The following is a 25,972-nucleotide window of genomic DNA, read 5'->3' as shown; positions in this document are numbered from 1 at the left end:
TACACAAAAACAAAGCTTGCTAGGAATCCAAACATAATTCCCATTGATGCTGTTGAGAGTGTTAAGAATAGGTTCAACATTGGATTCTCAAGCCTCAATAAATGAATAGTTTTGACAGTGATGTGCCAAAGGAGGGTCTCCTTTAGTATGCAGAGTATTGTTGAATGGACAGAGAACGCGCTGTTAATACGCGGTTAACAATCAGACGTCCAACTGCCGCCTCGTCGACCACGGTCCCCATACTCATCCCAATGTTTCCTCTCCAGCGAGGGCAAGTTGTTAGGTGCATTCTAATTGGCGGTGCTCAACTTAACACGAAGGTATAAACCCCAGATTTGGAGATTTAGTTTCCATTTTGGGAACAATGTTAATGCGGGATGAACGACGCGTTTCAAAAGAATTCAACATCGCTCAGCTACCGTTGATCCGCACACACATTGTGAGCACGCTTTAGCCTTGGGTAAGAGCGAGATTAGAGCAGAACACAGATGAAAGGATAAACTAAAATGAAGCCAGCAAATTTGCCAAATGCGTCTCAAAAAGCAAGAGACGTCCTAGCGGAACTGGAGCTTGAGTTTCCCGAAGTCGGTGCACCTGAAAACGTCGAACTGCCTGATTTACTTGAACTGCCGGTTGGAGTGTCTTCTCTAGAGGCACCGATTCTACCAGATTTAACGCTACCCGAACAGGCAATGAGTGAAATAGAAATTCCGGCCGCAATGCTACCCATGGAAGTTTTCGACCTGGGCTAAGCAGTTGCTGCGCGCGAGATTGTTGCCTCTTGTTCGCTACCATTAGCATAGTCTCTATGAGGCCAGCCTTGGGAGGGGGGGGCGCACCTGTTAACGCAGCGGTCTCGGGTGCAAGCCATTTCGCGCCGAAGCAATGCTTGGTTTGCTGACATGGGTCGCCAAAACGCAACTGGCGAAACATCTCGCAAAAAGAAAAGAGCTTTGGGAACAAAGGGTTCTAGGTGGGTCAACTTGTCCCACCAAGGGGCCACAGCACGGACCGCAGGTTCCGCGTTGGTTCAACTATATTTAGCTATGCTGTTTCTGAAGGAAAAAGGCACTGCATCGCGATTGGTGGGGGTGATAAAATGTTCCATGCTGACAATTCAAACCTGGTTGATGACTATCAGAAATGGGCGAATTGGACCATACACCCAAAGAGAAGGCAGCTTAAATTGACCGATTACGCTTCGGGGTTTGTAGTTGCGCTTTCAGCCTTTGTTGCTGGAGACTTTCATCACTACTTGATTTTTTAGAACCGATGCGGCGCTAGAAGGCAATCATTCTCGCCAGACAAGTCGCTTGAACGAAAACCGGCAAATTCGAAGTATTTTCGAAATCCCTGACTAAGGGTCGACCAATGCGGTTCTCCAACCCATTTTTACGGTATTGTTGCATTTTTGGGTGGCACCAGTGGGATTATCTGACGCCAAATGATAGGGCATGCAATCGATGTAGGCGCGTTCAATACCGTGCTGGAAATGGCTATTCCTGGATCGACAAATAGGAAGGGGCCTCTCTCCTAATGCTGGCTGTGCGTGGGGCTCAGACGTTGACGTGGCCTAGAATCCTGTCGGTATCGGCAAGGATGACTTGGTTCACGCCATCATCCACAAGGCCATCCACTCGGGCGGATATGCGGGGCCGTGGTGTTCATCCGCTATTGGCGGCTGGATTGTCTGTGAACCTTAACAAACCTTAACAGCCGACGCAGTTTTGCGCCCGCCGAATGCTAGGTTATGACCTGAAGTATTCTGATGTCCGAAAGGCTGGGATTTCTTTCCTGCCTGCAGAAAAGGGCCTGCGTTTTCCTATCCATGATAACGGAAAGCCCTTACTGGTTTTGTTGAATTTATTTTGCCCATAGACCGCCTCGGAAAACGGTTGAACTACTTACTATTCCTTACCACAGTGCTGTTTTTCTTTTCCCGCAAAGACCGCCTCCGAAAACGGCTGGTGTTCTTGTATAAACCTCGCTGCTGGTTTGGTTCGAATGTCAGGTTTTGTCAGGTTCGCGTTATTAAGCGCCGTGCATTTGGCGCGAAACCAATCAGGTTTATTGGTGAGTCGGTCCAATTCTTAGGAGAAAACCAATGGCCGACTATACCAGATGCCACCTATGCGATTGCCCGATACAAGATGACGCCCCTTGGTACGGACGGAACCAATGGGGCATTGCGATATGTCACCGTTGTACGAAATCCGGTACGACCGAGGGGCTTTCAAAAGGCCAAGAAGTCCGCTTCAACGAGTTCATGGAGCAACACGGTTTCGTTGTTCTGCTGAAACGCAATGAGCGTGGTTTTGCTATGCTTCCTGTCGAAGTCGTAGCAATCGTACCCGCGTCAAAACCTTAGGGTATTCTTAGGGTGAATTCCCCAACAGCGACAAAATTAACGCATGGTTTTGGTGACTAACTGCTTGGCATTGCTTTTTTCTTTGGGAATTGCGTAGCATTCACACGCGATGCTGCGCAAAAACCAATGCAGGATCGAAGTACTGGAGGCAGTTTTGACTGAGCGCGTTCAGACACGGTCAACGCTCAAAACAATCGAGGTTCCACGTGACCTCGTTGGTAAGCCTGCTGGCGTTTTTTTTCTGTTGAACGAGATTGAGCGCCGGAAATCGCAATCAAAAAGGGCGACAGATAGCGGGCGGTTCGAACTGAAGCCGTTCATGCTAGTAGATGAGTTTATCTTTAATCAGCGTGCTTGAAACATAGGTTCCATTTCAGGCCACATCTGACGTTTTTACCACTCGTTAACCAACCTTTGAGCATGGTCTAGGGATTGGTGCATGGAGTGGTAGCCATGAAGAAAACGGCGATACTGGACAATCTCAAAGAGGTCATAAGCCGCGATAGGAAAAGGTTCGGCAAGCTAGTTAAGCATGATGGGCGAGGTGGCTTTTCTGAGGAAGAATTGAAGGGATTGGATGAGCTGTACGCACGCAGCCCACCACCCGACGCCGTAACTGAACCTGCACACCCGCCGTCATACGTGTATCGAGACCGACTTTCACGAAAGAATGCTGCTGGTGGTGGCCTGATTAAGGACGACGACGGCGCTAACCGGCCTCACTATTGGGGGCACCGAGAGCGACTGCGGCAACGCTTTCTCAAAGGCGGTCACGATCCAATGCCCGAATATGAGCTACTGGAACTGCTGTTGTTCAACGCAATCCCGAGGATCGACGTCAAACCTTTGTCAAAACGCCTGCTTGCAGAGTTCGGCGACCTAAACGGGGTTATTGCGGCATCAAAGCATCGTATTCTGAAGGTGGATGGGGCTAACGAATGGGTTTTCTATCACCTGCGCGTTGTCGAAGCCTTCGGGCACAGAATGGCGCAGGCACAGATAATGAAGCGGGATGTTGTGTCGTCGTGGGAAGACTTGGTGACCTACTGCCGAACCGCAATGGCGCATCGCGAGGTTGAACAATTCCGGGTTCTCTACATGGATCGCAAGAATGTTCTGATTGCTGATGAAGAACAGGCCAAGGGTACAGTTGACCACGTTCCGGTCTATCCGCGTGAGGTTGTGAAACGTGCCTTGGAACTGAACGCCAGTTCGCTCATCCTCGTCCACAACCATCCATCTGGCGACCCGACGCCCAGTAACTCCGATATTGTCATGACCGAACGAATTATGGATGCCTGTGACACAATGGGCATTGTCATTCATGACCATGTTATCATTGGGAAGAAGGAAGAATATTCCTTTAGTGCTAATGGCTTGCTCATGCGCGATTAGCGGCGTAGCTGTATATCGCCGATTGCCATTGAAAGAATGCCAATGATTGAACTCATCTTAGTTTTGGCGCTTTGTGTTTTCATCGGAAGCTCGATTGGGAAAGTGCTTACCTGGTGGGTAAACAAGAAGTTGGATCAGCGAGCAGAACGTCGGTCTAATACTGCAAAGCAAGGAAAACCGTCTTGATACGCTTTATCTGCCTGATTGCCTTGCTAACCGGCTGCGCTTCAGACGGCATTGTGTCTTCCGATATTTATGTCCGAGATGCGGATACGATTGTTCTATTTGGAAAGAAAGGGACGCCTGTTCGCTTTGAAGGTGTCGATGCTCCCGAACTGGAAACCCAAGAGGGACAGGTCAGCAAGCAGTGGATGATAGACTATGCGATGGGAAAATACGCTAAGACGCCGACAAAACAGTAGAGAGCAGCGAAGCTACGAACACCATTCCGAGTTTGTTTTAGCGATGAGTTTGAATGAGCCGCTGCCGCACAGGTCCGCTTCACCTTGTGCAAGCTCCAGTTCGAATGCCTCAATGAGCGGCGCAATCAATTGCTCGTCCAGCATATAGAATGACACCGCATCCCGAGCGCCGCGAGAAAGCACGTTGTCAGCATTCCAACCCCAGCGTCCCCGTCCGGCATGAGTATTTAGCCAGCAATGTATCTCACTAAGCTTGTAGCCGAACCCTTCTTCGGGAACTTGAACCCGCACTCTGATTGGGAAGTACTTCTCATCCGCTGCTTTCTTCGGTGATCTGCTGCGCGTGACCATTACGCCTCGATAACGTCGATTAACTCCGGCCCGTCATCATCGCGGCCAATCGGTGCGACCTTGTGATAACGCATACGCCCATCCCATTCCGTGCCCAAGTTCTGCGCTTCGTCGTGGTCAATCTCGCCTGACATCCACGGCACAAGGTTCTCGTTCGTTAGAATTACCGGTGACCGTGCATGTATGTGTTCGATTTGATGCAACGCAGGGCGAGTGAGAATTGTGCAGGTGTTCAGACCAGACGAGAGGCGCGAGTAGAGGCCTGCGAAATACATGCAGGGGTCATTGGTATCTGTCTTGATAACCCAAGGCTGTTTGGCCCCCTTTGGGCCTGTCCATTCATAGTAGAAACTGGCCGGGATAATGCATCTGCTGCTCTTCCAGGCGACCCGGAATGAACCTAGCTCATGCGCTGTTTCAATCTTCGCGTTGAAAGTGGTTGGCTTCCACTGTTTCACGTCTTCCTTGAACCAGTGCGGTACAAGCCACCAGCGGGCCGTGGAGCTAATCAGTCGCTCTTCATGGATGAACGCCAAATCCAACATCTGAGTTGGCTTGACGTTCCAGCTCATTGACAGGTCTTTGGCGTTTGGATCGCGCTCAGTTGGGATAGGAACGCCGTTCACGATCCAGTTCTGCAGAGCATAAAGCTCCGCCCACGTCATTTCGGGTCTGCCGAGTCGTCCGCACATTCGGTGAGCTTAGCAAAACAGGGGGAACGTTTGGTGAACTTTTTGATGGTTGGCGACGAGACTGGCGGCAATTGTGCGGACTAAACGGACAACCGACGAATAAACCAAACGAGCCGCTTTGCCTTGAATAAATGTCGCAGGGATATCACAGTCATATGATGAAGCTTTTGTTGCACCGATATCTTCAAGTTCGTCTCAGCATCGAAAATTCACGGATTTGGGAATTTGCCACAAAGACCACCTTAAGACTTGTAATCAGTTCATTGATTGTCTTCACGGCTGCAATGCTCACGATGCTTGTCTCAGTCTTTCTCTTCACTTGGAGCAAGGTTCTCGGTTTATTGGCCTGCGCCGCATTTGTAGCGCTATTGTTAGTCCTCAACATTTTGGCAGATGAAGGTCGTCGGAGGCAAAAGGGGCGTTAGGGGCTCGTAGCAGACATTCGAAGTCAGCAAGACGGGAGCGGAGCTAAGGCTGCAAAGCAGGACAAAGCTGTGGCTCGTCGAATATCTAAAGACGAATTATCAAATGCGTGATAGCTCCAGATTATGGCAACGACATCTGCGCGAATTCGACCGTCGATCCCTAACGCACTTGCGGTTATTGGTGTCCTTTTTGCTTCAATCTGTTTCGGACTGGTTCCCTATTTTAGCCGTAACCTGACTGAACAGGGCGTCGCGCCTTATGCTGTCGCATTTTATCGCTATGTTGTTGCGGCATTCCTTCTGCTTCCTGTTCTCATCCTGCACCGAAAAGCATGGCGAGAGATAACTTGGGGCCTGTCAGCCGGAGCCATAATGGGACTTGGTTGGATCGGATATGTGACGGCGCTGGAGAAGTTGCCCGCATCGACAGTGGGTGTGCTATACATGACCTATCCGGTGTTCACCCTAGTCATTGCCTGGGCTGTGTTTAGCGATGCACCCACGCGACGCGCCATGTTGGCCGCTGCTCTGATTGTGGTCGCGGCTGTCATTGCTGGTTCGCCCGCGTCAGTCCCTACAGAGCATGTACCAACGCTGCTTATATCACTTGCCGCTCCATTCGGGTTTGGCTTCGGAATTTGCGTCCTGGTGCACAGGTTGTCACGGATTGCGCCATTAGCGCGCATAGCGTCAGTTTCTCTAGGGTCTGTTCTTGGCCTCGCTCCGCTCATTCTCGGTGCTGACGTTGGAGAGCTTCTCCCGCGCGAGCAATCTGATTGGCTTCTCATAGCTGGTATTGGACTAGTCACCGCGTTCGTGCCCCAGCTAATTTACACGATTTGCTCACCTGTCATCGGAGCTTCCCAAACTGCAGTAGTCGGGAGCATCGAGTTACCTACGATGTTTGCCGTGGGATTTTTTGCCTTTGGAGAAGCCATCTCTTTGCTTCAAGCTTTGGCATGTGCCTTAGTGTTGGGCGCAATCGTGATTACAAGAAGTAGAAAGACGCGCACCGTATCTACCGTGCTCGCAAATTCACCGAGACGTTAGTAGTGGGCTAATAGCCGACATCCGACCAAGTCGATGTGTTAGTGCAGAACTCGAAATTTGCTGACAATAGGCCTGCCGAACACCCCCCATTTATGGCGGGCTGAATATGACGGGTTTTTTGTGCTATACTGTGCGGGCCTCCCGGTTCGGGAGAAGGGGAAGAACCCACCGTCTCACAAATGATTGAGAGTGAAGGTGGTGAGGGGCTGGATGAGGGGGTCTTAGCCAGCCCCTCTCTCTTGAGGGGGTATCCGGAGTGGTAGTGTTGTTCCGTTAAACCCAATCTACCCCGTTAGCGCCTTGTCCGAAATTGGGGGATTCCCGTAGACCTCTTATTTTCTTATCTCAGACACAATTCAAACACGCTGCACCGATAACAAGCAGGTGCGGCGCGTCGTGATGGGATTAGCGATTTCAATGAGGGGGTACGAGTTTGGCGCGTCGCACCATAAGCGCTCGACCGTTAGTCTTCTTTATTAAGTTTTGATTAATCTCGAATCAAACAGACGCTGATATCTTGTACGCTAGACGCGCCAGAGCCACTTACTCAGATAACTATTTGGTATTTGAGAGGCAATCGAGATGAACAAAGCACTGTTAACCTGTGCGCTTGCGACCTCACTGCTCTTGGCTGCTTGCGGGGCTCCGACGACGCCAACTCAGGCGCAAGTACAGCATGACGCTCGCTGTGCTGCCGGAATCCTTGGTGGCGCTGCCCTTGGGGGAGTCGTTGGAAATCGGTTCGGTGGCGGTACAGGTAAGACACTCGCGACTGCAGCAGGTGCAGGCGTTGGGATGTATGCAGGCCAGGCAGCGTGCAATTAACAACCTTGCAGTAAACCCTCGTACCCCAGCCTTGTTTTGCTCCGCAAATATTGGCTTCGCAGGACATTTAGGTCCCCTTGTCTGGTGGCTGCGCGCCAAGTTTCGCAGGTGTGCGAAATGCAAGGTCAGTTGGCTTAGCAGCAACACCCTAACTGCGTTGTTTCTCGCCAATGGGGTTCGCGGGTCGGAACTGACAAAGCATAACCGTTATGGGGCAGGGTATCAGTGCCTTGCCCCTTCATGCGGTGTCTTTCGGTTGATTGTTATCCAATCACGACCCGGATGGGCGCACTTGCTCGGGGTGCTCGTCCTCGGCCACCACCTCGTCCGAAGGTTTCAGAGACAAGGGCGGGTCCTCAGGCTCTTCCGATATCGGGGCAGGGGCGGCAGGTGTTTTGGCCAATACCTCCTCGGGGCCTGGAACTGCGCGCGCGGTTGGGGCGGTGCCCTCATCCACAGGTTCGGTCTGTTCGGGTTCTTCCAGCGCTATTGCCCGACGAAACACCAGAACATTCCGCCAGTTGGTCGTCGATCCGGTCAGGCCCGAACGTTCTTCGCTGGGCAGCAGTTCGGCGCGTTGGTATTCCCAGCCGTCCTGACCCAACTGGTTCAGCAATTGCTCGATCGAGGTGGCAAACCGGCTCTCGGGCGTTTTAACGCCTTTCGCTTTGGTGCCTTTTTGCGGAGCGGGGACAACTTTGTATTCGTAGCGCTGCATCAATTGGTCCTGATTGCCTGACCCGATCAAATTAACATTTTGGCAGGCGGGTGAAAGCCAAGATCACGCATTGGCGAATTTCGGCCCGCACTGTTGCCTTAGCTCCGCGCTGCCTTGCTGACCAGCGACAGGCAGGTTTCGGTCGCGACCGCCATATCCTGGACCGAGATCCACTCCAGCGGACCGTGAATGCACTGCATGCCCGTAAAGATATTCGGTGTTGGTGTGCCGAACTCGGTCAGGCGCGAGCCGTCGGTGCCACCCCGGATCGGGACAGATACGGGCTCGATCCCCTGTTCCCGACAAGCGTCGCGCGCCAGATCGACCGGGGTCATGTCCTTTTCCAGCCAATAACGCATGTTGCGGTACTGATGACTGATATCGCAAGTGATGGTCGCACGTGGTTCGGTCGCCTGCACAGCGGCGCAGACCTGACGGACAATATCGCGCTGGGCTTCCAACGCCTCCATCTCGAAATCGCGCAGGATCAGCTTGATCTCCATCTCGGATGAGCCGCCATTCATGTCGGTCACATGGATGAACCCTTCGCGCCCGTCTGTCACTTCGGGCGTCATCGTCGCCTGAGGCAAGGTCTGCACGATCTTTGCCGCCAAATGCGCCGCGTTTACCATTTTGTCCTTGGCCAATCCGGGGTGGATCGACACACCGGTGATCTTGATCACCGCGCGGTCGGCCGAGAAGCTTTCAAATTCGATCTCACCCAGTTCCTGCCCGTCCAGCGTATAGGCGAAATCCGCGCCCAGATCTTTGGGCAGCTGTTCGGTAACACCGCGCCCGATCTCTTCATCCGGGGTAAAAGCGATGCGAATCGGACCGTGGTGCACGTCCTTGTTCTCAAGCAGGTGTCGCGCCATCGTCATCAGGATCGAAACGCCCGCCTTGTCATCGGCCCCCAGTAGCGTGGTGCCTGAGGCGGTGATCAGGTCATGCCCGATCTTCTCGGCCAGATAGGGGTGTTCTTCGGGCGAAAGCACCAGATCGGGGTCATCGGGGAATGTAATCTCGCCGCCATTATACCCCTTGATCACCCGCGGCTTGACCCCGGTTGCGTTGAACTGAGGCGCGGTGTCTACATGCGCCAGAAACCCGATGGTCGGTCCTTCGGCCGTACCAGGGATGGTTGCCACCACGACGCTGTCACCAGTCATCTCAACATCCTGCGCACCGATTTCGGTAAGCTCTTGCTTCAGCAGGTTCAGCATGTCGAACTGGATTTCGGTGCTGGGGGTCGATGGCGAGGTCTCATCGCTCTGGCTGTCGATGGCGGCATAGCGCACCAACCGGGTTTCCAGTTCCTGATCGAAACGATTTTTCATAGATGCTCACCTCTCTGACTTGGCGAGATGAGAATGCGCATTCAGGCGGGGAGTCAAGCCGATGGCTTGCCCGATTTGAGCGCTCTGAAATTAAGTTTTCGTTATGTACAAGTCGAACAAACCCCTGTCCGGGGTTTGTACAACTCGGAAGATTTACGAACCCAGCTTTTTACTGACCAATTCATTAACGGCCTTCGGGTTGGCCTTGCCGCCGGTGGCCTTCATCACCTGACCGACGAACCAACCGGCCAGTTTCGGGTTCACCTTGGCCTTCTCAACCTGTGCCGGATTGGCCGAGATGATCTCGTCCAAAGCGGCCTCGATCGCGCCGGTATCTGTCACCTGTTTCATGCCGCGGTCTTCAACGATCTGCGCCGGGTCACCGCCTTCGGTATAGACGATTTCGAACAGATCCTTGGCGATCTTGCCCGAGATGGCATCCGACGAAATCAGATCAATGATACCCGCCAACTGAGCCGGAGACACCGGAGACTCGGTGATGTCGTGGTCTTCTTTTTTCAGGCGACCAAACAGTTCGTTGATGACCCAGTTCGCGGCCAGCTTGCCGCTGCGCCCCTTGGCGACCTCTTCGAAATAAGCCGCTGATTCCACCTCGGCGGTCAGCACCGATGCGTCATAGTCGGTCAGGCCGAACGCACTGATAAAACGAGCTTTTTTATCGTCTGGCAGCTCGGGCAGATTGGCGGCGATGTCATCCACCCATGCCTGTTCGATCTCCAGCGGCAACAGATCGGGGTCAGGGAAGTAGCGATAGTCATGCGCCTCTTCTTTAGATCTCATCGAGCGTGTCTCACCCTTGTCCGGGTCATACAGACGGGTTTCCTGATCAATCTCGCCACCCGCTTCGACGATTGCGATCTGACGGCGGGCTTCGACCTCAATCGCCTGCTGGATGAACCGCATCGAGTTCATGTTCTTGATCTCGCAGCGCGTGCCCAGGTGCGAAAAGTCCTGTGTTTCCTGATACTTCTCGTAAGCACCCGGCAAACAGATCGAAACGTTTACGTCCGCCCGCAAGTTGCCGTTCTGCATATTGCCGTCGCAGGTGCCTAAGTAACGCATGATCTGACGCAGCTTGGCGATGTAAGCCGCGGCCTCTTCTGGGCCACGAATATCGGGGCGCGAAACGATCTCCATCAGGCACACACCGGTCCGGTTCAGGTCGACAAAGGACATATGCGGGTCCATGTCGTGGATCGATTTGCCCGCGTCCTGCTCCATGTGGATACGCTCGATCCGTACCATACGCGCGGTTCCATCACCCATTTCGACCAGCACTTCGCCTTCACCCACAATAGGCTGATAAAGCTGGGAAATTTGGTAACCCTGCGGCAGGTCTGGGTAGAAATAGTTCTTGCGGTCAAACGCCGATTTCAAGTTGATATCCGCTTTCAGACCCAGCCCGGTGCGCACGGCCTGTTCAACGCAATACTCGTTGATCACTGGCAGCATGCCGGGCATCGCAGCGTCCACGAAGGCCACGTTCGAATTCGGCTCGGCCCCGAATTGGGTTGATGCACCCGAGAACAGCTTGGCATTGGATGAGACCTGAGCGTGCACCTCCATCCCGATCACCAGTTCCCAATCGTGCTTGGCCCCGGCAATGGTTTTGGGTTTGGGCATTTCGTATGTCAGGTCGAGCATGGCGCGCCTCATTTCCGCAGAAGTCTAAGCCTGCGTATTAGGCCCGGCGCGCCAAAGGGGCAAGGGGCAATGGCGCTTTAGTTCCCCGAGAACTGCAGCCCCGACGGTGTAAAGGTCACACTCTGCCCACTGCGCAACTCATCCCGCAACAGATTGGCGATCGCCTTCAGCGCATCGCGGCGACCACGGGCGGCAAAACGCTCGGCCGAGTTGACGCGAAGGCTGTTATTGAACCCGTTAGCCGCATGGGCCCAGATCAGCGGATGCAGTTCGGTCATGTGATCGCGGATCAGCCAGTTTGCGGCCTCGCAAATCTGTTTGCGGGCGATATCGGCGCGCGGGTTCTGGCCCATTCTGTTCTGCAGTGTGACAGAGCAATAGGCCGCCAGCAGGTTGATTGTCTGCTGATCCGGACGACGTGCAACGATATCGCGCAAACCTTCAATGAAGTATTCGACATCCACCCGCGCGCAGGCCTCGTCATCCAGCGCGATGGCGTCGAATTGCACCCAGGTATACCCACCCGCACCCCAATTTTTCTGGGTCCGTGCGGCGTTTCGCAAGGCTTGCACCTCAAGCTGTTCATAGCTGCCGAACCAGCGCGGCAGCAGGTGGCTGCCCATCGCACGCATGTGGCGATGGTTCTGGGGATCCAGCGTGATCAGGGCCTCGTATTTATCAGCAACGCGGGTGCGCGGATCAATGTGTCCTGCCAGCAAGGCGCAATCCGCTGCAGCAATCGCCGGACTGTCGGGCAGCGCAGCGCGGCATTTCGGAAGCAGCGCAGCAGCCCGGTCGAAATGCGCGGCACAACGGGATTGGTGCAGCGCCGGCAGCGTGTCCGGGTGCGCCGTCCCGCGCCAGGCCCACGCCAAATCGATATGGGCCAAGGCAACCACAAGCGTGATCATCGGATCATCGGGATGGTTCTGAATCTCGCCTTCCAATTCCGAGATCCCGCCCAGCAGATCATAGTCTGACAGTGCTTTGCCGTCCGACAGCGCGTGCTCGGCCGCCAAAACCACATCGGACCGGGCCCCAAATGCCAACAGCTCGGAGATCGGCTGCCCGCAAGGGGTAGCCTTGCGCCCCTCATCTGCAGCGCGCATCTCCAGCGACAGTTCTGCCCACATATCCTGCCGCGCCAGATGGCGGCCACGTTCGATCACCTGATGCCCGATCGCATCATTTTCATCTGATTCTGCGATTGGGATGTTCAACTGCCCCGAGGCGACAAGCCATGCAGTAGCATCGGCGACGGACGCAGGCAGAGGTGTAGGGGTGGGATCAGAAGAACCGACAATACGGGCGGCAAAAGCCTTCAAAGACCAAAACATGGCAAAACTCGAACTGGAACAAACTTGTAACCCGTCCAGTTTGCCAAAAAATCTGCTCAAATCAAGACTGCGTCGCGGAGAACCCGCGATTCAGGTGCCAATGTGGCCCAGACTCCATGAATCGTTTCAGAAAACTCTAAAATGATGTCGTTCGACCGCGAATCCCGCCTGATTCAGGACCATTTCGAATTGCTTGTGTGGTGGCAGTGATTCATCGGGTAAACGCACGCGTTTGTCGGATTTCAGAACCGCTGAGACGCGCACCGAGAAATCCCACCGCGTGTCAAACCGGAATCGATCCACCTCGGACAGCTTGAGTTGTCCCTGACGTTGGCCGGTGTGCCAACGCAGGGTTTCATCGGTCAGCTCCATACCTGCGCTGGTGTCCTTGATGACATCCCACAGCGCGGGCAGGGTAGTCAGGGCCAGAAGCGCCATCAGCCACCAGACCGCGTTCAGCAGGATCATCAAAGCGATCAACATCGCGTAAACGCCGATCAGGATCAGAACCGTTCGCTGATTTCGGTTCTGTCGAGTGAACGTAAACGCGGTCATGCGCCCAAGATGCGCGTGACCATTTCGGTCGTGTCCCGGGACAGGTTCGGCGTGTCGGCAATGCGATTCAGTTGTGCAAGTATTAAGGCCTGACGGTCGGCGTCATAGCGTTTCCAAGTTTGGAACACGCTGCACATCCTGGCGGTGGTCTGCGGGTTTACTGGATCAAGTCGGATCAACCAGTCTGCCAGCAGCGCGTAACCTGCTCCGTTCGCTTGGTGGAAGCCTGCGTGGTTGCCTGCCAGGGATCCCATCAAGGCGCGGAAACGATTTGGGTTTTTCCAATTAAAATCAGCATGCTCGGTCAACCTGTGCGCGGTCTCAACCGATTTTTCCGGTCCGGTCATCAAGACCTGCATGGCGAACCACTTGTCCATGACCAGCCGGTCATGCTGCCATTGATCATAGAAGGCGGCCAGCTCACGTTCGCCTTTGCCCGCGCGTAGCAGACAAGACAACGCGGCCAACTGCAGGGTCATGTTGTCAGCACGTGCATATTGCTCTGCGGCCTTGGCACCTCCATCCAGTCTCGAGGTCAGCGCAAGCGCCGCGCTGCCCAAGGCGCGTTTGCCTGATTGTTCAGCGTCCGGCTGATAAGCCGCGTCCACCAGCGTTTCACTGTTCAGACGAGGGAGCAGGTCTTGAACGTGTTGCGCCGTGGCTTGACGCAAAGTCTCAACCGCTCGCCAGATCGCCATCGGGTCGGGGGTGATGCCCTTGTCAAATAGTGTTGCGGCCAGTTCCGATTGCGTCGGCAGACCCAGCATCAGTGCCCGGTAGGCCGGGTCCAGCGCCTCATTCCGTAGCACTGCCAGCAAGCCGTCAAGGTAGTCGGTATCAGGCGTTGCCTCATCGGTGATCATGCGCAGCAGGGTGTCCTCGGCTAGCGACCGCCCTGCCTGCCAGCGGTTGAACGGGTCGGTGTCATGAGCCAGAAGGAGGGCGCGTTCGGCATTGCTGATCTCATGTTCAAGGATCACAGGGGCCGAGAAATCACGCAGGATCGAGGGCACAGGTTTGGCCGCGAGACCGGTAAAGATAAAACTCTGCTCGGCTTCGGTCAGTTCCAGCACTTCGGTCGCACGTATCTCGTCCCCGTTTGGACTAAGCAGACCCACAGCGATAGGGATGACCTGAGGTTGCTTGTCCTCTTGACCCGGCGTCGGCTCGGTCCGTTGGCGCAGCGTCAGGGTATAGGTGCCATCAGTCCAGTCTTCGGCAACTGAGACACGGGGGGTACCGGATTGGCTGTACCAACGTTTGAACTGGGTCAGGTCGCGGCCCGTAGTGTCTTCGAATACTTTCAGCCAATCTTCGATCGTGCAGGACTGCCCGTCGTGGTGATCGAAGTACAGGTCCAGTGCTTTGCTGTAGGCCTCATCCCCGACCAGCCGTTTCAGCATCCCGATCACCTCGGCGCCTTTTTCATAGACGGTTGAGGTGTAGAAGTTGTTGATTTCCTGAAAGCTTTCGGGGCGGACCGGGTGCGAGAGTGGCCCGTTATCTTCGGGGAATTGCCGCGCGCGCAGGTCGATGGCATCGTGGATACGTTTTACAGGGGCCGAGCGCATATCCGAAGTGAACTGCGCGTCGCGGAACACAGTCAGGCCCTCTTTCAGGCACAGCTGGAACCAGTCACGGCAAGTGATGCGGTTGCCGGTCCAGTTGTGGAAGTACTCATGTGCGATGATCGCCTCGATCCGTTCGAAATTCATATCGGTCGAGGTTTCAGGGCTGGCTAGAACGGCGGAGGAGTTGAAGATGTTCAGCCCCTTGTTCTCCATAGCGCCCATGTTGAAATCGTCCACGGCCACAATGTTGAACACGTCCAGATCGTATTCGCGGCCATAGACGTCCTCATCCCATTTCATTGACTTTTTAAGGGCTTCCATGCCAAAGGCGCATTTGCCTTCATCGCCGGGGCGGACCCAGAGATTTAGTTCGACGTCGCGACCGGATTTGGTGGTGAAGTTGTCTGACGTGGCCACCAGATTTCCAGCAACGAGTGCAAAGAGATAGGCTGGTTTTGGCCAAGGATCGTGCCATTCCGCGCTGTTCCAATCAGAAATGACCGGGTTGCCATTGGACAGCATAACCGCCGGTGTGTCGGATACAATGCGTACGGTGAATACACTCATCACATCGGGGCGGTCGGGATAATAGGTAATCTTGCGAAACCCTTCGGCCTCGCATTGGGTGCAATACATGCCGTTCGACATATACAGCCCCTCAAGCGCGGTGTTGTTGCCGGGATCGATCTCGACCACGGCCTCCCACACGAAAGGCGCGTCTGGAACCGTTGCGGTGAGGCCTTCGGTGGTCACCTCAGGCGCGATCACGTCGCCATCAATTGCGGCACGGATCAGCTTTAGCTCTTCGCCATGCAGAAAAAACGTGCGGTCGGTCGCCTCGGGGTTCGGGCGGAAGGCGATGCGGGAAGTGACGCGAGTGGCGTGTGCGGCCAGATCGAAGGTCAGATGCACACTGTCCACTAGAAACCCGAACGGAGTGTAGTCTTTCAGATAAATCGTTGTGGGGGCGGCGTCGCGCATCGGGGGCCTCATCGACTGGGAATCTGGCGAGACGTTATGGGCTTCGCGCGGACGCTGCAACCGATGTGCCATTGCCGCTGTTCATTTGAGACGGTTCGCGCTGGGTCAAATGCCCCTCATGTCGGGACAGAAGTTGCCTATCGGAAACGAACGCCCTAATTGAGGAGCGCATACAATGGCACACAATCGTAGGGGATTCGGAATATGAGCAGCAGAGAGACCCGCAACGGGCTGCAGATTGACCCGGTTCTGGTGGATTTCATCGAACAGAAGGCGCTGCCGGGCACGGAAGTTTCGGCAATTGATTTCTGGGCGGGTCTGGCGCGCTTGGCCAATGAACTTGGGCCGAAAAACCGGGCGCTGCTGGACAAGCGGGCTGACATTCAGGGCCGGATCGATGGCTGGCACGCGGCGCGGCGGGGGTTGCCCATTGACGCGGCTGAATATCAGTCTTTTCTGCGTGAGATTGGGTATCTGGTAGAGGAAGGCGACGATTTCGAGATCGAGACAGCCAGTGTCGACCCTGAAATCGCGCTAATCCCCGGACCGCAATTGGTTGTGCCGATCACCAACGCGCGCTTTGCGTTGAATGCCGCAAATGCGCGCTGGGGCAGTTTATATGATGCGCTTTATGGAACAGATGCGTTAGGCGATCTGCCGACAGGCAAGGCTTATGACGCCGGGCGCGGTGCGCGGGTCATCGCCTGGGCGAAGGCGTTCCTGGATGAGGCTGTGCCGCTATCCGAAGGGTCCTGGGCGGAGGTCTCCGGGTTAAGCGTTAAGCACGGTGCGCTGATGCCGAAGCTCGCCGACCCGTCTCAGTTCGCAGGCTACGCTGGCGCAGCTGAAGCACCGGAGTTTGTATTGCTAAGCAACAACGGGTTGCACATTCAAGTCAGGATTGATGCGCATAGCACAATTGGCGCCACCGATCCTGCAGGTATTTCTGATGTCCGTTTGGAATCCGCGCTTTCGACCATCATGGATTGCGAGGATTCTGTTGCTTGTGTCGACGCGACCGACAAGGTGTTGGCCTATGGAAACTGGCTTGGCTTGATGGCCGGCAACCTGACCGAAGAGGTTACGAAAGGCGGCACAACCTTCACGCGCAAGCTTGCCGGGGATTTGGCCTACATGGCTCCGAATGGCACGCCAGCCACTCTGAAAGGTCGGTCGCTGATGCTGGTGCGAAATGTGGGCCATCTAATGACGAACCCCGCAGTGCTGGATGCCGAAGGGCGCGAGATTGGTGAAGGTTTGATGGACGCGCTCTGCACAACGCTGATCGCCATGCATGACCTGAAGCGCGAGGGCGGGAACTCGGTCAAGGGGTCGGTCTATGTGGTCAAACCCAAGATGCACGGGCCCGAGGAGGTGGCGTTTTCGGTCGAGATTTTCGACATGGTCGAGGACATCCTGGGCCTGCCACGCAATACGGTGAAGCTGGGCATTATGGATGAAGAGCGGCGCACATCGGCCAACCTCAAGGAATGCATCCGGGCCGCAAAATCGCGCGTGGCCTTTATCAATACCGGATTCCTGGATCGGACGGGGGATGAGATTCATACTTCTATGGAAGCAGGCCCGATGCTGCCGAAGGGCGATATCAAGGATACGCCATGGATTGCGTCTTACGAGGATCGCAATGTGGATATCGGACTGGTCTGCGGCCTGAAAGGCAGAGCGCAAATTGGCAAGGGTATGTGGGCCATGCCCGATCGGATGGCGGACATGCTGGCGACCAAGATCGGCCACCCGCAATCCGGTGCAACCTGCGCCTGGGTGCCGTCACCTACTGCGGCAACGCTTCACGCAACCCACTATCACAAGATCGATGTGATGGCGCGCCAGGATGAATTGGCCGCTGGTGGGGCTCGTGGTACGTTGAATGATCTGCTGACCATACCTCTGCTGGGCGGGCGTAATCTCAGCGCTGGTGAGATCACCCGTGAGATCGAAAACAACGCACAAGGAATCTTGGGCTATGTTGTGCGCTGGATTGATCAGGGTGTTGGCTGTTCGAAAGTTCCGGATATCAACGACATAGGTCTGATGGAGGACCGCGCGACCTGCCGGATTTCTTCGCAGGCTCTGGCCAACTGGTTGCACCACGATGTGGTCAGTCAGGAACAGGTGATGGCGGCGATGCAGAAAATGGCCGCGGTAGTGGACCGTCAGAACGAAGGCGATCCGGCCTACAGGCCCATGGCACCGGGTTTTGACGGGGTGGCGTTTCAGGCGGCTTGTGATCTGGTGTTCCGGGGGCGGGTGCAGCCCTCGGGTTATACCGAGCCTGTGCTGCACGCCCGTCGCCTGGAACTGAAGGCAAGTTTGAGCTAGGGGCAAGGGCAGGAACGAGGGGGCTGTCTGCCCCCTCGTGCTCCCCCGAAGGTATTTTTGGCCAGATGAAAAGGATCGGGCATGAACATTTCATTGCGCAAAGCGCGGACCATCATTCGTAAAGCTCTGGAAAAAGGGCGCGAGATGGAGCTGAAACCGCTCTCGGTTGTTGTCCTGGACGCCGGAGGCCACGTGATCTCGTTCGAACGCGAAGATGGCGCCGCGCCGGGGCGTTTTGCAATCGCACATGGCAAGGCTTACGGATCGGTAATGCTAGGTATGGCGGGGACCGCGCAGATGCAGCGGGCCGAAGGGCAGGCCTATTTCATGGCGGCCGTGAACGGGGTTTATGGCGGTCAGGTTGTTCCGGTTCCTGGCGGTGTGCTGCTGCGTGACCGCAAGGGTGCGGTGGTTGGTGCCGTAGGTGTAACCGGCGACACTTCGGATAATGACGCAGCGGCCGCGTTGGCAGGTATCGAAGCCGCTGGGTTGACGGGCGAGATCTGACCCCTTTATCGAACTTCATCAGGGATGTGCGTCGCTGAACACGCGCTTGCGCTACCATGCAGGGTCTGTGCCGTTGCGCGCGGCCAAACCTGCCGATAGGTTTTGCAGGAAATGAGCGATACAAGGGACTTGGAATGGCGCGCCCCGTCGTTGGAATAATCGGCAACTCTTATCTGATGAATGATCAGTATCCGACCCATGCGGGCGGAACGATGAATTCCGAGGCGGTCTCGAACGTGTCTGACTGTCTGCCGCTACTGATCCCCGCCGACCCGCGTTATGTAGCGGTTGATGAGTTGCTCGAGGTTTGCGACGGCTTCCTGTTGACCGGCGGCCGTCCGAACGTTCACCCCGAAGAATATGGCGAGCCCGCGACCGAGGCGCATGGTGAGTTTGACCGCGCGCGGGATGCAATCACGCTGCCTTTAATCCGGGCTTGTGCTGAGCGAGGCCAGCCGTTCTTTGGGATTTGTCGCGGGTTTCAAGAAGTAAACGTCGCCTTGGGTGGTACGCTCTACCCTGAGATTCGTGACCTCCCGGGGCGTCAGAACCACCGGATGCCACCCGACGGCACTTTGGAGGAGAAGTTTGCTCTGCGCCATGTCGTGTCGCTAACCGAAGGTGGTGTGTTCCACCGCCTGCTGGGCGCGGCCGAAGTGATGACCAATACGTTACACGGACAAGGGATCAAGACGCTGGGCGAGAATGTGGTGATCGATGGCCACGCGCCTGATGGCACGCCCGAGGCGATCTATGTCGAGGATGCCCCCGGCTTTACCCTTTCGGTCCAATGGCACCCTGAATGGGACGCGGCGAATGACCCGGTCTCGCGGCCATTGTTCAAGGAATTTGGTCGCGCCGTATACGATTGGAAAAACGCGAAAACGGTCGGGGCGATCCGGCAGTCTGCATAGTCACGCCAATCTGTCGATGGATCGTTCTAAGGTTTGCCGGCAACATTCGAATAAAAAGATAATTGGATTTCTTCCCTGAACCGCGAATTTGCGCCGAGATACCCTTGGCCATATTCAAATCTGACTGGGTTCGGAGAAGTTCATGCACAGCTTTTCAGGAAAGTACCCTCGCGGTTTAAGAGAATTCGTTCCTGCGGCACTTTTTTCGGCGGTCCTGGGAACTGCTGGGCATGCGCAACAATGCAGCTCGGCCGGAGACCTGCTTTACATCGGGCGAACACCTGACTCTTCATCCTCATTGTGGTTATCGCAGACGGAAAGCGGTGCTTTTCGTCTGGAGGCTGCACAGGGCAACACGACCGTTGATACCTGGAGCCGATCTCGGCCTGGAGTTCATCTAAGCTTGTCTCCCTTCGTATCTAATGGATCAGGGGGCGTTCATCGTCTGTTCAAACGCGGAGGGGCACCAAATGGGCGCGACTGTCTGATCGATACGCAAAACCAAAAAAGAGATTGGACCCTGCCGGGTTGGGGTGGTGGCAATGGTGGCGGCGGGGGAGGAAACGGAGGCGGCTCGGGTGGATCCGGCGGCGGTTCCGGGGGTGGCTTCGGCGGTGGCGGCGGCTCGGGTGGATCAGGTGGCGGATTCGGAGGCGGGGGCGGCTTTGGAGGCGGCGGTTCCGGGGGTGGCTTCGGCGGTGGCGGCGGCTCGGGCGGATCCGGTGGTGGCTCTGGTGGCGGATCCGGTGGTGGCTCTGGTGGCGGTTCCGGAGGGTCGGGCGGTGGAATTGGCAACATAGGCGAGACAGGTCGACCCGTTAATCCGCTCTACGTAAGTGGGCGACCATCGGGCGATGACCAAGCCTGCGTGGCGGATGCGACGGGTAAGCTTGACCCTGCCTTGTGCGATCCGGTTGTCGGCCCTCCGCTGACGGAGGGGCGCGAGTTTGGGCCAGAATCTGTTTGGAATGTATGGACCAATTTCACCTACACAGACATTGAAGACACCCGTGGAAACAGCGAACTGGATGTGAACGACAGCTTTTTCGAAATTGGGATCGACCGTCTTGTCCAAGAAAACCTCGTGCTTGGTTTGCAGCTTGAATACGAAAACACTCAGCTGGACGGCTTTCAGGGGCAGTTTTCTCAGGATGCTTCGGGATTCGCGATCGGACCCTATTTCGCCTGGCGGATGTCTGAGAGGTGGGTTCTAAACGGTCTCGCCACGATCGGTCGCTTCTCCACGGATGTGGATGTGCTGGAGCTGAGCGGTGATTTTGATCGCACCCGTTGGCGCGCGAATCTCGAGGCAATCGGACAATATGAGGCTGGAGCTTACTTAATTCGTCCGTCGATCTCGTTTGATTACTATAATTACAGTGCCGAGGATTACGATCTCACCGGGACGTATCTGGGAAATCCAGCCGAGTTTATTGGTGAAATCCAAGAAGCAAAATACAGTGCCCTAACGCCCGAGGTCGAAGTAAGTCGTCCGTTCTTCAATGGCAGCTCTGTCATTTCACCTTATGCATCGCTCAGCGCGACCTATTGGTTTGAACGCGAGAACTTAGGGGGTGGAACAGTTGCAAACACTGACAATGATGTTGTTTGGTCAACCCGTTTGGGTGTGAGAGGACGCACAAGCAAGACGGTGTTTCTGGAGGCTTCAATCGGATATCTCGACATGTTCGAAAGTGATTTTGAAGCGACGGAAGCTGAAATCTTTCTCTCTGTCAACTTCTAAGGCCATCAGGAAGAGCGAGCGCCGACCCAGAGCCGGGTCGGCGCAAATTGATCATACGAGCAAGTCGAACTGCTTGTTCAGCGGCAAGCTGCGCGCGCGTTGGCCGGTCAGGTCGAACAGCGCGTTGCCCAAAGCGGGCATCGACGGCGGTGTCCCCGGTTCACCGACACCGCCCAGATGTTTGTTGGTCTCGAGTATCCGGACTTCCGTGATCGGTGTGCTTTGCATCCTTAACGCATCATAATCCGGGAAATTATACTGTTCGACCTCACCATCGGCAAAGGTGATCTCTTCTTGAACGGCGGCAGACAATCCGTAGATCATGCCGCCGATCATCTGCGCCTCGACCGTCGCCGGATCCAAAGCCAAGCCGACATCGCAGGCGATCCAGGCCTTGTTGATGCGGATGGTGCCGTCTTCGTCCACCACTTCGATGACCTGTGCGACCGGGGTGCCAAAGCTGTAGGCCATTGCCACGCCACGTCCGACACCATCGGGGGTTTTGCCGGTCCAGCCTGACATCTCTTTCACGGCCTCCAGGCACCCCGCAGCCGGGGCGAACTCGGACCTCGCCAACTCCAGCCGGAACTCCAGCGGGTCGCGCGCGGCGGCATGGGCCATTTCATCCAGGAAGGTCTCGTGGAAGAAGGCATTGTGGCTGTTGCCGACCGAGCGCCAGAAACCAACCGGTACAGCCAAATCGGCAACGTGACCACTCATTCTGTAGTTCGGCACCGCGTAGGGCTGGTTGAAAAAGCCTTCGACCAGAACCTTGTCGGGGCCGCCGCCAGAGAAACCCGTCACACGTTCGACCGCTTGGTGGGTCGGGGATTGCGAAGCAACCTTACCGTCGATCAGAACGGCCTTGCCATCCTTCACTGCCCCCCGCATGCGCGCCATCGCGCCGGGGCGGTAGAAATCGTGACGCATATCCTCTTCGCGGCTCCACGTCGTTTGCACAGGGGTGCCTGGAATGGCCATGGCGACCTTTGTGGCGATCTCGCCGAAATCCAACTCGCCCCGGCGGCCGAAACCGCCGCCCAGATAGGTGGTGTGAATCTCAACCGCTTCGGTATCTAGACCGGCGGTGTTGGCTGCGCGGATCTGGATCAGGGTCGGGGCCTGATTGCCGCACCACAGGTCCAGCTTGTTACTGGTATAGAGCGCCGTGGCGTTCATCGGTTCCATTGTGGCGTGGGCCAGATAGGGCACGGTATATTCTGCCGTAATCTCGGTGGCACCTTCAGGAAGCGTTTCGACATCGCCTTCATCGCGCATGGTCGAGTTCGGGGCGTCATCAAACGCCTTGGCAATTTGCGCGAATACCGCATCAGTATCGGGCGGATAGGGGGCATCGCCCCAATCCACGTCAATCGCCTCGACCGCCTGCATGGCAAGCCAAGTGTTGTTGGCAATCACCGCGACGCCCGTGCCCAGATCGACGATCTTTTCAACGCCGGGCATAGCTTCTGCAGCACTGGCGTCAAAGCCGTTCATTGCCCCGCCCAGCTTGGGGTTCATGCGGACCGAGGCGAATTTCAGGCCCTCTGGCCTTACATCGATGCCAAAGGTGGCGGTGCCGGTGGATTTGCCCGGAATGTCGACGCGGGGCAGGGATTTGCCGATCAAACGCCATTCGGACGGATCACGCAAGGAAACCTCGGGCGGTTCGATCTGGCCTGCGGCCTCGGCCAGTTCGCTATAGGGAATGCGCGTGCCATCCGGGGCAACCACAGCACCATTTTCGGTCATGAGTTGATCGCGATCGACCCCCAGTTGGTCCGCGGCAGCCTGCTTCAAGGTTTCTCGCGCAGTAGCGCCGGCCATCCGCATCCGTTCGAACCCGTCTTTCATCGAGGTTGAGCCGCCGGTAACCTGCAGGCTTAACGTTTTGCCCAGAACACCCAGTGCCTCACCCAGATTGTGCTGGAAATCCGAGATGTCATAGCCCTTGCCTGGCAGGCTTTCCCCCATAAGAGCATGGTTGTAATAGGCGGCAGCAGCAGGTCCGTGCAGCACACGGATTTCGTCCAGCTCAACATCCAGCTCCTCGGCGATCAGTGCTGCCCAGGTGGTCATAACGCCCTGACCCATTTCAGCGCGGGGCGCGAACAGGGTCACGCCCTGCTGGTCGATCAGAACAAAGGGGCTAAGCGCGGTTTCCCTGTCACGCGGTTTCAGCGGGTTCGCAGCTGGACGCGTGACGTAGTAGGCACCGAAGGCCACTCCACCTACGATGGCGGCAGATCCGATCAGGAATGTGCGGCGAACGATTTTACCGATACGTCCCATGGCTCAAGCCTCCTTCAACTTGGCAGCGGCATCATGGATGGCCGCGCGGATGCGAGGATAGGTGCCACAGCGGCAAAGGTTGCCTTGCATCGCATCGTCGATGTCTTCGTCCGTTGGGGCCGGGTTTTCAGCCAGTAGCGATGCGGCCTGCATGATCTGGCCCGACTGGCAGTAACCACATTGGGCCACTTGGTGGTCAACCCAGGCCTTCTGGATCGTTGCCATGGCGTCAGGCGTGCCAAGCCCCTCGATCGTGGTGACATCACCCCAAACATCCGAGAGCGCTACCTGGCAGGACCGCACGGCCTCACCATCAATATGAACGGTGCAGGCACCGCAGGCAGCCACACCACAGCCGAACTTGGTACCGGTTAGTCCAACCTCATCACGCAGAACCCATAACAAGGGCACATCATCAGGCAGATCAACCTGATGGGTCTTTCCGTTGATCTTAAGGGCCGTCGCCATGGCGCACCTCTCTTAGCTTTGGCTGGTTTCTGACATAATTAATGAAATGTGTCAGCTTGTCAATTGACAAAATGAACAAGAAGTGTCAGAGGTTCTCGCATGACGAGTGTAAGTGAAGATTCCAAGACAGCGGCCATTCTGAAATCGGCATTTCAGGCCTTTGCGACCTATGGGTTTAAGAAAACTTCGATGGATGACATTGCCAAAGGGGCAGGGATGTCCCGGCCTGCGGTCTATCTGCATTTCAAGAATAAAGAGGCCATCGTTAGCGAACTGACGCAGTTTTATTATGGCGAGAAAGTTACCCTAGTCGCTGAAGCCTTGGCCAGCGAAGGTCCTTTGCCTCAGATCCTCGCTCAGGCGATCGAGGCGCAATCAAACGGGATGGCTGAAATTTTGGCCTCACCTCATGGGCTTGAAATGCTGGACGCGACCAAATCCATGTCGACGGATATCGTTCAGGAGGGCGAGGCCAAATTGACGCGACTTTACGCCGAATGGTTACGGCGCGAGGATGCGGCAGGTCGCGCGCATTTGCCTGTCGGCCCGGATGAGGCCGCAAAGACAATCACCACATCGCTGAAGGGCGTCAAGATGACAGCCTCCAGCGCTGAAGAGTTCGAACAAGGCATTTCGCAATTGGCCACGCTTTTGGGCGCGGCGCTTGAGGTCAGGTGACGCGCTGACGGATTTTGTATTCCGGTTTGTCCCACAGCTTGTTGGTTATGATATCGGCCAGAATTTGGGCGGCCTGTTCTACATCCCCTTCATCGACATATAGCGGTGTGAAGCCAAACCGCATGATATCGGGCGCTCGGAAATCGCCGATCACGCCACGCGCGATCAAAGCCTGCATGGCAGCGTATCCTTCATCAAAATGAAACGATACTTGACTTCCGCGCTGGGCTGGATCGCGGGGGCTTGCGAGTGTCAATCCCGGGCAGGTAGCCTCAACCCGGGTAATGAATAATTCGGTCAATTCGATTGACTTGGCGCGCACATCGGCCATTTCAGCCATGTCCCAGATATCCATCGCTGCCGACAGCGCTGCCATCTGAATGACCGGAGGGGTTCCGACCCGCATCCTCTCGATTCCCGCGCCGGGGCGATAGTCGAGATCGAAGGCAAAGGGGGCTTCATGCCCCAACCAGCCCGAAAGCGCCGGGCGCACGCGATCCGACAGACGCGGAGCGACATAGACGAACGCTGGCGCGCCGGGACCGCCATTGAGGTACTTATACGTGCAGCCAACAGCGAAATCCGCGTTGCAACCGGACAGATCGACCGGGATTGCCCCCGCAGAATGGGCAAGGTCCCAGACGGTCACGACACCGTTCGCGTGGGCCAGTTCGGTCAAAGCCTTCATGTCATGCATACGGCCGGAGCGATAATCGACCTCGGTCAGCATCAGAACGGCGACCTCTTCGGTGATATGTGCAGCGACGTTTTCGGGATCGACCACGCGCAGTTCGTAATCCGTCCCCAGTGATCGCAACAGCCCATCTGCCATGTAAAGATCCGACGGGAAGTTGCCGTTGTCCGACAGGACCACCTTGCGGGTCGGGTTCAGCTCCAGCGCTGAGGCGACCGCCTGATAAACCTTGATCGACAGAGTATCGCCCACCACGACGCTGCCGGGCTCTGCCCCGATCAGCCGTCCGATCCGATCCCCCAGGCCGGTCGGCATACCCATCCACCCGGCTTTGTTCCAGCCGGTGATCAGCAACTGACCCCATTCGTCCTTCATCATGCTTCCGACACGGTCACCGGCTGATTTCGGCAACGGGCCCAGAGAGTTACCGTCGAGATAAAGAACACCCTCGGGCAGGTGAAACATGGATTTGGTTTTGGCGAAATCGGTCATGGCGAGGCTTTGTCTTTCTGAAACAGTCAGGTTGTAACTGGCTATCTGATACCGTTGTGTCTGTCTATTGGTGCGGGTTGTCCAGCGCCCTGGGTCGATGCGACACCCTGCGCTTTTGCCAATGCGGTCAGAAAACGATAGGAGAGCGATC

Annotated in this window: 22 protein-coding genes; 11 read left to right on the top strand and 11 right to left on the bottom strand. The window is 56.0% G+C overall.

Annotated features, from left to right (window positions below):
- The first annotated feature begins 506 nt into the window (after positions 1-506).
- The 4 genes from ACR0AW_RS06590 to ACR0AW_RS06575 all read left to right on the top strand — a co-directional run bounded on the left by ACR0AW_RS06590 (position 507) and on the right by ACR0AW_RS06575 (position 4,185).
- Positions 507-752, top strand: coding sequence for a hypothetical protein (locus tag ACR0AW_RS06590; RefSeq protein ID WP_170733190.1), 246 nt, complete (start codon positions 507-509; stop codon positions 750-752).
- A 1,352-nt stretch (positions 753-2,104) separates the two neighbouring features.
- Positions 2,105-2,368 (top strand): hypothetical protein, encoded by a 264-nt coding sequence (locus tag ACR0AW_RS06585; RefSeq protein ID WP_170733189.1) that lies wholly within the window; start codon positions 2,105-2,107, stop codon positions 2,366-2,368.
- 453 nt (positions 2,369-2,821) lie between these two features.
- Positions 2,822-3,763, top strand: coding sequence for a RadC family protein (gene radC, locus ACR0AW_RS06580; protein WP_170776344.1), 942 nt, complete (start codon positions 2,822-2,824; stop codon positions 3,761-3,763).
- A gap of 182 nt (positions 3,764-3,945) precedes the next feature.
- Entirely contained in the window at positions 3,946-4,185 is a 240-nt protein-coding gene (locus ACR0AW_RS06575) for a thermonuclease family protein (protein ID WP_480438793.1), read from the top strand.
- A gap of 12 nt (positions 4,186-4,197) precedes the next feature.
- On the opposite strand, the gene ACR0AW_RS06570 is transcribed toward ACR0AW_RS06575, so the two are convergent.
- Both ACR0AW_RS06570 and ACR0AW_RS06565 read right to left on the bottom strand, forming a co-directional pair.
- Entirely contained in the window at positions 4,198-4,536 is a 339-nt protein-coding gene (locus ACR0AW_RS06570; RefSeq protein WP_170733186.1) for a hypothetical protein, read from the bottom strand.
- Positions 4,536-5,228, bottom strand: coding sequence for an SOS response-associated peptidase (locus ACR0AW_RS06565; protein ID WP_170733185.1), 693 nt, complete (start codon positions 5,226-5,228; stop codon positions 4,536-4,538). The genes ACR0AW_RS06570 and ACR0AW_RS06565 overlap by 1 nt, the downstream gene beginning before the upstream one ends.
- Positions 5,229-5,776: 548 nt before the next feature.
- Here ACR0AW_RS06565 and ACR0AW_RS06560 point away from each other — a divergent pair.
- Both ACR0AW_RS06560 and ACR0AW_RS06555 read left to right on the top strand, forming a co-directional pair.
- A complete protein-coding gene (locus tag ACR0AW_RS06560; protein WP_170733183.1) occupies positions 5,777-6,703 on the top strand; it encodes a DMT family transporter in 927 nt (308 codons plus the stop codon).
- Between the two features lie 582 nt (positions 6,704-7,285).
- Positions 7,286-7,528, top strand: coding sequence for a glycine zipper 2TM domain-containing protein (locus ACR0AW_RS06555; protein WP_170733182.1), 243 nt, complete (start codon positions 7,286-7,288; stop codon positions 7,526-7,528).
- A 271-nt stretch (positions 7,529-7,799) separates the two neighbouring features.
- On the opposite strand, the gene ACR0AW_RS06550 is transcribed toward ACR0AW_RS06555, so the two are convergent.
- From ACR0AW_RS06550 to pepN, 6 genes are all read right to left on the bottom strand, one after another.
- Positions 7,800-8,246, bottom strand: coding sequence for a DUF4177 domain-containing protein (locus ACR0AW_RS06550; protein WP_170733181.1), 447 nt, complete (start codon positions 8,244-8,246; stop codon positions 7,800-7,802).
- Between the two features lie 98 nt (positions 8,247-8,344).
- A complete protein-coding gene (pepT, locus tag ACR0AW_RS06545) occupies positions 8,345-9,583 on the bottom strand; it encodes a peptidase T (RefSeq protein WP_170733180.1) in 1,239 nt (412 codons plus the stop codon).
- A 153-nt stretch (positions 9,584-9,736) separates the two neighbouring features.
- The gene (gene gatB, locus ACR0AW_RS06540; RefSeq protein ID WP_170424174.1) at positions 9,737-11,248 is read right to left on the bottom strand and encodes an Asp-tRNA(Asn)/Glu-tRNA(Gln) amidotransferase subunit GatB; all 1,512 of its coding nucleotides are present in this window, start codon (positions 11,246-11,248) and stop codon (positions 9,737-9,739) included.
- 77 nt (positions 11,249-11,325) lie between these two features.
- Positions 11,326-12,585, bottom strand: coding sequence for a hypothetical protein (locus ACR0AW_RS06535; RefSeq protein WP_170733179.1), 1,260 nt, complete (start codon positions 12,583-12,585; stop codon positions 11,326-11,328).
- A 126-nt stretch (positions 12,586-12,711) separates the two neighbouring features.
- Positions 12,712-13,140: a hypothetical protein gene (locus ACR0AW_RS06530; RefSeq protein ID WP_170397141.1), complete on the bottom strand. Its 429-nt coding sequence runs from the start codon at positions 13,138-13,140 to the stop codon at positions 12,712-12,714.
- A complete protein-coding gene (gene pepN / locus ACR0AW_RS06525) occupies positions 13,137-15,692 on the bottom strand; it encodes an aminopeptidase N (protein WP_170733178.1) in 2,556 nt (851 codons plus the stop codon). The genes ACR0AW_RS06530 and pepN overlap by 4 nt, the downstream gene beginning before the upstream one ends.
- Before the next feature lie 204 nt (positions 15,693-15,896).
- Here pepN and ACR0AW_RS06520 point away from each other — a divergent pair, with 204 nt between their 5' ends.
- From ACR0AW_RS06520 to ACR0AW_RS06505, 4 genes are all read left to right on the top strand, one after another.
- Positions 15,897-18,032: a malate synthase G gene (locus ACR0AW_RS06520; RefSeq protein WP_170733177.1), complete on the top strand. Its 2,136-nt coding sequence runs from the start codon at positions 15,897-15,899 to the stop codon at positions 18,030-18,032.
- A gap of 81 nt (positions 18,033-18,113) precedes the next feature.
- Positions 18,114-18,539 (top strand): GlcG/HbpS family heme-binding protein, encoded by a 426-nt coding sequence (locus tag ACR0AW_RS06515; protein ID WP_170466015.1) that lies wholly within the window; start codon positions 18,114-18,116, stop codon positions 18,537-18,539.
- 134 nt (positions 18,540-18,673) lie between these two features.
- Positions 18,674-19,453: a gamma-glutamyl-gamma-aminobutyrate hydrolase family protein gene (locus ACR0AW_RS06510; RefSeq protein ID WP_170397133.1), complete on the top strand. Its 780-nt coding sequence runs from the start codon at positions 18,674-18,676 to the stop codon at positions 19,451-19,453.
- 403 nt (positions 19,454-19,856) lie between these two features.
- Positions 19,857-21,197: an autotransporter outer membrane beta-barrel domain-containing protein gene (locus ACR0AW_RS06505; protein ID WP_170733176.1), complete on the top strand. Its 1,341-nt coding sequence runs from the start codon at positions 19,857-19,859 to the stop codon at positions 21,195-21,197.
- Positions 21,198-21,248: 51 nt separating this feature from the next.
- Here the strand turns inward: ACR0AW_RS06505 and ACR0AW_RS06500 are convergent, their stop codons facing one another.
- Together ACR0AW_RS06500 and ACR0AW_RS06495 are read right to left on the bottom strand one after the other, a co-directional pair.
- The gene (locus ACR0AW_RS06500) at positions 21,249-23,489 is read right to left on the bottom strand and encodes a molybdopterin cofactor-binding domain-containing protein (RefSeq protein ID WP_170733175.1); all 2,241 of its coding nucleotides are present in this window, start codon (positions 23,487-23,489) and stop codon (positions 21,249-21,251) included.
- Positions 23,490-23,492: 3 nt separating this feature from the next.
- Positions 23,493-23,957: a (2Fe-2S)-binding protein gene (locus ACR0AW_RS06495; RefSeq protein WP_170397127.1), complete on the bottom strand. Its 465-nt coding sequence runs from the start codon at positions 23,955-23,957 to the stop codon at positions 23,493-23,495.
- 99 nt (positions 23,958-24,056) lie between these two features.
- Between ACR0AW_RS06495 and ACR0AW_RS06490 the strand changes: the two genes are divergently transcribed.
- Positions 24,057-24,635, top strand: a complete 579-nt coding sequence (locus ACR0AW_RS06490; protein WP_170733174.1) for a TetR/AcrR family transcriptional regulator — start codon at positions 24,057-24,059, stop codon at positions 24,633-24,635.
- On the opposite strand, the gene kynU is transcribed toward ACR0AW_RS06490, so the two are convergent.
- Positions 24,628-25,821 carry a kynureninase gene (kynU, locus tag ACR0AW_RS06485; RefSeq protein ID WP_170597038.1) on the bottom strand — a complete coding sequence of 398 codons (1,194 nt, stop codon included), beginning with the start codon at positions 25,819-25,821 and terminating at the stop codon, positions 24,628-24,630. The genes ACR0AW_RS06490 and kynU overlap by 8 nt on opposite strands.
- Positions 25,822-25,972: the final 151 nt, after the last annotated feature.

The sequence above is a fragment of the Ruegeria sp. C5 genome, assembly GCF_056537605.1.
The sequence above is the reverse complement of the archived record's forward strand: the minus strand, read 5'-3'. Positions and strand labels throughout refer to the sequence as shown.

What these genes read in the sequence shown, in the direction of transcription:
- ACR0AW_RS06590 (WP_170733190.1), top strand. Translation starts at nt 507, where the DNA reads ATGAAGCCAGCAAATTTGCCAAATGCGTCTCAAAAAGCAAGAGACGTC.
- ACR0AW_RS06585 (WP_170733189.1), top strand. Translation starts at nt 2,105, where the DNA reads ATGGCCGACTATACCAGATGCCACCTATGCGATTGCCCGATACAAGAT.
- radC (WP_170776344.1), top strand. Translation starts at nt 2,822, where the DNA reads ATGAAGAAAACGGCGATACTGGACAATCTCAAAGAGGTCATAAGCCGC.
- ACR0AW_RS06570 (WP_170733186.1), bottom strand. Translation starts at nt 4,536, where the DNA reads ATGGTCACGCGCAGCAGATCACCGAAGAAAGCAGCGGATGAGAAGTAC.
- ACR0AW_RS06565 (WP_170733185.1), bottom strand. Translation starts at nt 5,228, where the DNA reads ATGTGCGGACGACTCGGCAGACCCGAAATGACGTGGGCGGAGCTTTAT.
- ACR0AW_RS06560 (WP_170733183.1), top strand. Translation starts at nt 5,777, where the DNA reads ATGGCAACGACATCTGCGCGAATTCGACCGTCGATCCCTAACGCACTT.
- ACR0AW_RS06555 (WP_170733182.1), top strand. Translation starts at nt 7,286, where the DNA reads ATGAACAAAGCACTGTTAACCTGTGCGCTTGCGACCTCACTGCTCTTG.
- ACR0AW_RS06550 (WP_170733181.1), bottom strand. Translation starts at nt 8,246, where the DNA reads ATGCAGCGCTACGAATACAAAGTTGTCCCCGCTCCGCAAAAAGGCACC.
- pepT (WP_170733180.1), bottom strand. Translation starts at nt 9,583, where the DNA reads ATGAAAAATCGTTTCGATCAGGAACTGGAAACCCGGTTGGTGCGCTAT.
- gatB (WP_170424174.1), bottom strand. Translation starts at nt 11,248, where the DNA reads ATGCTCGACCTGACATACGAAATGCCCAAACCCAAAACCATTGCCGGG.
- ACR0AW_RS06535 (WP_170733179.1), bottom strand. Translation starts at nt 12,585, where the DNA reads ATGTTTTGGTCTTTGAAGGCTTTTGCCGCCCGTATTGTCGGTTCTTCT.
- ACR0AW_RS06530 (WP_170397141.1), bottom strand. Translation starts at nt 13,140, where the DNA reads ATGACCGCGTTTACGTTCACTCGACAGAACCGAAATCAGCGAACGGTT.
- pepN (WP_170733178.1), bottom strand. Translation starts at nt 15,692, where the DNA reads ATGCGCGACGCCGCCCCCACAACGATTTATCTGAAAGACTACACTCCG.
- ACR0AW_RS06520 (WP_170733177.1), top strand. Translation starts at nt 15,897, where the DNA reads ATGAGCAGCAGAGAGACCCGCAACGGGCTGCAGATTGACCCGGTTCTG.
- ACR0AW_RS06515 (WP_170466015.1), top strand. Translation starts at nt 18,114, where the DNA reads ATGAACATTTCATTGCGCAAAGCGCGGACCATCATTCGTAAAGCTCTG.
- ACR0AW_RS06510 (WP_170397133.1), top strand. Translation starts at nt 18,674, where the DNA reads ATGGCGCGCCCCGTCGTTGGAATAATCGGCAACTCTTATCTGATGAAT.
- ACR0AW_RS06500 (WP_170733175.1), bottom strand. Translation starts at nt 23,489, where the DNA reads ATGGGACGTATCGGTAAAATCGTTCGCCGCACATTCCTGATCGGATCT.
- ACR0AW_RS06495 (WP_170397127.1), bottom strand. Translation starts at nt 23,957, where the DNA reads ATGGCGACGGCCCTTAAGATCAACGGAAAGACCCATCAGGTTGATCTG.
- ACR0AW_RS06490 (WP_170733174.1), top strand. Translation starts at nt 24,057, where the DNA reads ATGACGAGTGTAAGTGAAGATTCCAAGACAGCGGCCATTCTGAAATCG.
- kynU (WP_170597038.1), bottom strand. Translation starts at nt 25,821, where the DNA reads ATGACCGATTTCGCCAAAACCAAATCCATGTTTCACCTGCCCGAGGGT.